We start from the raw sequence: 6,574 nt of genomic DNA, 5'->3' as shown, positions 1-6,574 counted from the left end.
GTGGCGAAGGTGCTGCGGGTATTTCGGCATTTGTAGTCCCTGCCGACGCACAAGGCGTTGAATACGGTAAAGCAGAAGAAAAAATGGGTTGGAACGCACAACCAACACGCTTAATTAGTTTTGAAGATGTGCGTATTCCGGCGCATAACTTATTAGGTAAAGAGGGCGAAGGCTTTAAATTTGCCATGCAAGGCCTAGATGGCGGGCGTATTAATATTGCCACATGCTCAATTGGTACTGCACAAGCTGCGCTAAACACGGCAAAAGAGTACTTAAAAGAGCGCACTCAATTTGGTAAACCCTTGGCTGCGTTTCAGGCTTTGCAGTTTAAAATTGCAGATATGAACACTGAGCTTGTAGCTGCGCGCCAAATGGTAAGGCTGGCGGCATTTAAACTTGATACCGGCGATAGTGAAAAAACTACCTACTGCGCCATGGCTAAACGTTTTGCCACCGATGTTGGCTTTAACGTGTGTAACGAGGCACTGCAAGTACATGGTGGTTACGGTTACATAAAAGAATACCCGCTTGAGCGCCATGTACGTGATGTGCGCGTTCATCAAATTTTAGAAGGCACTAACGAAATTATGCGTGTAATTATAGCGCGCCGTATTTTAGCCGAGTCTGCAAGCGACGTTTTATAAGGAGCAAGTTATGTCACAATCTAACCCGAGTATTGAACTGACTACCGAAGGCCATGTTGCTATTTTAACTATGTCTAACCCACCAGCTAATACCTGGACAAAAGACACCTTAATTGATTTAAAAAACAAAGTTAACGAGCTTAATAACAACAAAAACATTTATGCCTTAGTGCTTACTGGCGAAGGCGAGAAGTTTTTTAGCGCCGGGGCCGATTTAAACGTATTTGCTAGTGGCGATAAAGGCGTTGCCGCTGATATGTCGCGTGTATTTGGTGAAGCCTTTGAAGCACTGACTAATTTTACAGGGGTGTCGGTTGCGGCCATTAACGGTTATGCCATGGGCGGCGGGTTAGAAGTAGCGCTTGCGTGTGATATTCGTATAGCAGAAGAGCAAGCACAAATGGCACTGCCAGAGGCAAAAGTGGGTTTGTTACCGTGCGCGGGTGGCACGCAAAATTTAGCATGGCTTGTCGGCGAAGGCTGGGCAAAACGAATGATTTTATGTGGCGAGCGCTTAAAAGCCGATAAAGCCCTGCAAATTGGCTTAGTAGAGGAAGTAGTCCCACAAGGCGAAAGCTTTGCAGCGGCGTTAAAACTTGCCAATCAAGTAAGCGAGCAAAGCCCAAGCTCGGTTTCTGCGTGTAAAACATTAATTCAAAAAGGCCGCCATCAACCTATGGCGAGTGTATTACCACTTGAGCGTGAATTGTTTGTTGGCTTGTTTGATACACAAGATCAACAAGAGGGCGTTAATGCCTTTTTAGAAAAACGCCGCGCAAATTGGGTAAATGGCTAATGAGTAATTTAACGTTATTAAATAATGCCGACGACCCCGTGCTATTTGAAACGGCAAGTGCAGCAAACGGCAGCTTAATTGGGGTTATTACACTCAACGTACCTAAAGCATTAAACGCCCTTAATTTTGACATGATCAAATTACTCGAGCCGCAATTGCGGGCTTGGCAAAGCGATGATGCAATTGCAATGGTATTGTTAAAAGGCGCAGGGGATAAAGCATTTTGCGCCGGTGGCGATGTAGTGAGTCTTCATCATGCAATGGCGCAAGGAAAACCAACAAGCTTAGTGGAAGACTTTTTTACCCTAGAGTACCAGCTGGACTACCTTATTCATTGCTACGAAAAACCACTTTTAGTATGGGGGCACGGCATAGTAATGGGGGGCGGTTTAGGCCTAATGGCCGGTGCTAGCCACCGCGTAGTAACCGAAACATCGCGCATTGCTATGCCAGAGCAAACCATAGGCTTATACCCAGATGTAGGCGGTAGTTACTTTTTACATAAAATGCCACAAAGCGTCGGGCTATTTTTAGGGCTAACATCGGCCTCTATTAATTGTGAAGATGCACGCTTTGTATCGCTTGCCGATCACTTTATCGACAGCACTAAATATGATTCCATGCTAGCGCAAATTTTAGCGGCTAAGTGGGGCAAAACCGCAAGCTTAAATCATGAGCGTTTGACTAAATTATTAACCGATTTAGATAACCAATCTGCGCGTATGCCCAAAGGCAATATTAAAGCTAACTTAGCAACCATTCAAAAATTAGCTGAATTTAATACGCTACAAGAACAAGTTGATTATATTTTAGGCCTTGCTACTGACGATAAATGGCTGCAACGCGCCCAAAAATCACTTAAGCATGGTTGCCCACTAAGTTGCGCGCTAGTAAGTGAGCAGCTAAAAGCCAGTAAAGGCAAAAGCTTACTAGCGTGTTTTAAAATGGAGCTGGGTATGTCGGTACGCGCTGGCGAAGTAGGTGAATTTCAAGAAGGCGTAAGAGCACTATTAATAGATAAAGACGGCGCGCCTAATTGGCAATACAAAACACTGAATGATGTACCACAAGCCATAATAGAGAGCTTTTTTGCTAACCGTTTTGGCGAAAATCACCCACTCAATGGCTTAGACACCCCAACACACACATAAAGGAAAGACGATGACTAAACTCAATATTGGTTTTATCGGCTTAGGTAATATGGGCGGCCCAATGGCGGCTAACTTAATTAAAGCCGGCCATAATGTTACAGCATTTGATTTAAACCAGTCGGTCTTAAATGAACTTGCAAGTAAAGGCGCACACGCAGCTGATAATGCAAATGCATGTGCAACCAATGCCGATATACTTATTAGTATGTTACCTGCGGGCAAACATGTTAAATCACTTTATTTAGGCAATAACGACGATAGCGGCTTAATTAATGTACTTAGCAACAACACCTTAGTGATAGATTGCTCAACAATAGATGCAGAGTCGGCCCGTGTGGTTGGCAGCGCACTTGGCGAGCAGGGTATTAGCTTTGTAGATGCACCGGTATCGGGCGGTGTTGTCGGAGCAACCGCAGGCACGCTTACGTTTATTGTTGGTGGTAGTAAAGCCGCGTTTAATACCGCACAACCTGTGCTTAATGATATGGGTAAAAACATATTTCATGCAGGTGATATTGGCGCAGGACAAGTTGCAAAAATATGCAACAACATGCTTCTCAGTATTTTAATGGCAGGCACGAGCGAAGCCCTGCAAATGGGTATTAATAATGGGCTAGATGCAAAAGTACTCAGCGACATTATGACTGCAAGCTCTGGCCGTAACTGGACCCTTGAACTTTACAACCCATGCCCAGGCGTAATGGATACAGCCCCTGCAAGTAACGATTACAAACCGGGCTTTATGGTCGATTTAATGGCTAAAGATTTAGGGCTTGCCATGGAAGCCGCGCAGCAAAGTAATTCTTCAACCCCAATGGGGTCAATGGCTAAAAATTTATACACTATGCTACAGCACCAAGGTGCTGGCAGTGATGATTTTAGCGCCATTTTTAAACTGTTTTCTAAGTAGGAGTAAGGCGTGGAAATTAAAAATAACACGGTAGTAATAACCGGTGGCGCACAAGGTTTAGGCTTTGCAATGGCGCAAAAATTTGCCCTTATGGGCGCTAACATCGCACTTATAGATATGGCGCAAGAGTTATTAAACAACGCATGCGAGCAACTAACGCAGCTTGAAGGTGTATCTGGCACTATTAAAGGCTACGCCGCAAACGTAACTGTTGAGAGCGAAGTAGAAAACGTATTTAATACTATTAACAGCGATTTTGGACACATTGGCGTGCTTATAAACAACGCTGGCATTTTACGCGACGGCATGTTTATAAAAGCAAAAGACGGCAAAGTGGTAAAAAAAATGTCACTTGAGCAATTTCAATCAGTGATTGATGTAAATCTCACTGGCGTATTTTTAGCAGGGCGCGAAGCTGCAAGCCACATGATTGAATCAGGCAAAGGCGGCATAATAGTGAATATGTCGAGTGTAGCGCGCGCAGGTAACATAGGCCAAACAAACTACGCGGCATCAAAAGCTGGCGTAGTGGCACTTACAACCACATGGGCTAAAGAGCTTGGTCGTTTTGGTATACGCGTAGGTGCTATTGCACCAGGTGTAATAAGCACCGCCATGACCGACGCCATGAAACCCGAAGCCAAACAGCGCATGCTTGCAGTAACACCCGTAGGGCGTTTAGGCGAAAGCGACGAAATTGCCCATACTGCACAGTACATAATCGAAAACGACTTTTTCACCGGTCGCGTGGTTGAAATAGACGGCGGTATTCGTTTGTAAACCGAACTAGGTTAAGATTGATTTAAAAAGCATGGCGCTTGTGGGCTGTGCTTTTTTGTTTTAAGAAATACCTAATAAGAGTGGCTTTTGAATCACCTCTTTAAATAATAAGCTCAACGCATTTAAGGCTTGGTTTGAGTGTTAGGAGCAACTTTTTTTGGTTGACTAAGTGATTCAAAATAAGTTCGGCCTCATTATTTCCCATTGTTGTTGGGTGCCTAATAGAGTTAAATCGAATAAACGAAGCTATCCAGTATAAATACGCTTTAATGGTACTTTTAGCATAACGCTTTAGATACATTTGTTCGGCTATCATAGTTAAAAAAGATGATTTCATGATATGAATCTCTAGTAAAAATTAACTGTATATAGACAGTGCTTGTTGTTTTGTCCAATATTACTGATCTCCACCATTTCGGTGTATTTGTGCATTGATTAAAAATATTCTCCAGTTAACTAATTGTTTACAGGTGTTTATTTGATGGTTAAGATAAATGCACTGTAATATATGGACATTTGTCGGTTTATAAAACGATAAATGTCGTAGACAAAATTGTTATGCACTAGAGTGTAAATTTTGAAATCATTGCTCTTAAAATTATTTCATAGCAAAGCTCAACTAAGTGTTCACGAACACATCGCAATTAAGGCGTGTTTACAAGCAGTTCCTAAAAATGTTCATACCGCGTTTGATAAACAGCTTTCGGAATACAACTTAATTCAGCGAGAAGTTTCAGACAAAGTTCTTAATTTCTATAAATGTTCACTGTTTGGTAAGTTACTCGAGCCCAGTGTTTTACTTCCTATTCAAACGGGAGAAGTGCTACTCTCTTCATTTACGTTAGTTAAAACAAGCGGTGCTGAAGTTTTAGTAAAAATACATTATGTTAACAGACGATTATTCTCAGTAGAATTTAGTGAAGCATTGAACAAGTTGAGCGCATCAGAAAACTTAAAGCTTGATAAAGTGGTTTATCAACCTGAATTGGCACGTGCATAACAACCCAATCAACACACTCACTACGTTCGCTGGGACGCATACATGCGGGGCGGCTTCGCCATTATGCCCCACATGCCTGCGCCCGTTATTGAAAAGTTAGGGTTACGGTGGAAAATGGAAGCAACATTTGATGTGAATGGGAAGCCATTTAAAGTTGAGTTCACAGCTTTAGGTAGTGAAAAATATTATCATGATAATAAGCTATCACTTAAAAGAAGAACTCTTAAAACACGCGATGTAGTTCCTTTTGAGCTTGATGGCAATAAAGTAGAAATTGATGTCGAAATTTCGGCTAAAAGTTTTGAAACGAAAGCGTATATTAACGGTGAACTTGCCATCCCAGAACTTTTCCCACAACTTAAGGAAAGAGTGGAAAAACGGAATCAGAATACGAAATCACAGTTTTTAGCTAAATTGATGCTATGGATTATTCTTGCCGTTGCGTTTACATTCATTTTTCAATTGGCAAAGTAACCCTAACAAACAACTTTAGTCGTTCGCTAGCGCTCACTGGGACAATAACACGTAGGCTCAGTCGCTTCGCTCCCATTTTAGCCTACGTGTTATTGCCCCTAAGTTGGGCGTTAGCAATACAAGGAGAGTCCGTTGCAAATTTTGCTATTCATTTTACTTTTGTGTTCATTTTCTGCTTCTGCGAATGTATTCGAAGATATGAGGTGTGGTTCATATGACGCTTCAAAATATCCGAATAAAACTGAATTTAAGGGAAGCACGGAGCGAGAGATATCGGAAACTGGAGTAAAAGAATTTTTTGACGAATTAGGGAAGACCGATTCATCACAAAGGCAGTGGGTATTTAAATTAGTTGATAGAACAACGGGAAAATACAAAAAATCTTTTCCTCGTCGTTCTCCAAACTCAGAAAATGATATTGCTATTGAGCATCAAATTATACAACCAGAAATCATCATTATCTTAGGTGATAAGATAATAACGGGCAGTAATAATGGAGAGTTTGGTGGGGAACTAATTTTAATTGATGAAAACGATAAAGTTACCCTAATTAAAGAAATGAATGTCGAAGACATTTATGAAATGCCATTCGGTTTAGTGGTTACATCTGGTTTAGCCCATATGTCATGGAATTACGGCGATATTCATTTAATAAACTCAAACTTTGAAATCGAGAAATTATATAGTTTAGTTGGTATGCCTAAGTCATCTTGGTTGCTAGATAACGGAGATTTACTCATTAATAGTTATCCAACAGGCTCACAGGTTTTGACTAAAAGTGGTTATTTGAAACGTGTGCAATGTATTGCTAACAAGCCA

At 41.6% G+C, this 6,574-nt stretch carries 9 protein-coding genes; 8 read left to right on the top strand and 1 reads right to left on the bottom strand.

What is annotated here, in order from left to right; all coding sequences use genetic code 11:
- The 5 genes from L650_RS0100920 to L650_RS0100900 all read left to right on the top strand — a co-directional run.
- A partial coding sequence (locus tag L650_RS0100920; RefSeq protein WP_029771834.1) for an acyl-CoA dehydrogenase family protein occupies positions 1-644 on the top strand: 644 nt, incomplete at its 5' end.
- Positions 645-654: 10 nt separating this feature from the next.
- Entirely contained in the window at positions 655-1,440 is a 786-nt protein-coding gene (locus L650_RS0100915; protein WP_029771833.1) for an enoyl-CoA hydratase, read from the top strand.
- Entirely contained in the window at positions 1,440-2,591 is a 1,152-nt protein-coding gene (locus L650_RS0100910; RefSeq protein ID WP_029771832.1) for an enoyl-CoA hydratase/isomerase family protein, read from the top strand. Before L650_RS0100915 ends, L650_RS0100910 begins: the two co-directional genes overlap by 1 nt.
- Positions 2,592-2,601: 10 nt before the next feature.
- Entirely contained in the window at positions 2,602-3,501 is a 900-nt protein-coding gene (mmsB, locus tag L650_RS0100905; protein WP_029771831.1) for a 3-hydroxyisobutyrate dehydrogenase, read from the top strand.
- Positions 3,502-3,510: 9 nt separating this feature from the next.
- Complete coding sequence (locus tag L650_RS0100900; protein WP_029771830.1) at positions 3,511-4,281, top strand: SDR family oxidoreductase; 771 nt, start codon at positions 3,511-3,513, stop codon at positions 4,279-4,281.
- Between the two features lie 100 nt (positions 4,282-4,381).
- Here L650_RS0100900 and L650_RS0100895 read toward each other — a convergent pair whose 3' ends face one another.
- The gene (locus tag L650_RS0100895) at positions 4,382-4,582 is read right to left on the bottom strand and encodes a phage integrase N-terminal SAM-like domain-containing protein (RefSeq protein WP_249364186.1); all 201 of its coding nucleotides are present in this window, start codon (positions 4,580-4,582) and stop codon (positions 4,382-4,384) included.
- A gap of 276 nt (positions 4,583-4,858) precedes the next feature.
- Between L650_RS0100895 and L650_RS0100890 the strand changes: the two genes are divergently transcribed.
- From L650_RS0100890 to L650_RS0100880, 3 genes are all read left to right on the top strand, one after another.
- Positions 4,859-5,281, top strand: coding sequence for a hypothetical protein (locus L650_RS0100890; RefSeq protein WP_128081033.1), 423 nt, complete (start codon positions 4,859-4,861; stop codon positions 5,279-5,281).
- Between the two features lie 114 nt (positions 5,282-5,395).
- Positions 5,396-5,755 carry a hypothetical protein gene (locus L650_RS0100885; protein WP_128081032.1) on the top strand — a complete coding sequence of 120 codons (360 nt, stop codon included), beginning with the start codon at positions 5,396-5,398 and terminating at the stop codon, positions 5,753-5,755.
- 132 nt (positions 5,756-5,887) lie between these two features.
- Positions 5,888-6,574, top strand: a 687-nt coding sequence (locus tag L650_RS0100880; protein ID WP_029771826.1) for a hypothetical protein, incomplete at its 3' end; no start/stop codon positions are given.

The organism is Pseudoalteromonas sp. TB51, from assembly GCF_000498055.1.
Lineage (GTDB): Bacteria > Pseudomonadota > Gammaproteobacteria > Enterobacterales > Alteromonadaceae > Pseudoalteromonas > Pseudoalteromonas atlantica.
Note: the sequence above shows the minus strand (reverse complement) of the source record. Positions and strands in the feature narration are given on the sequence as shown.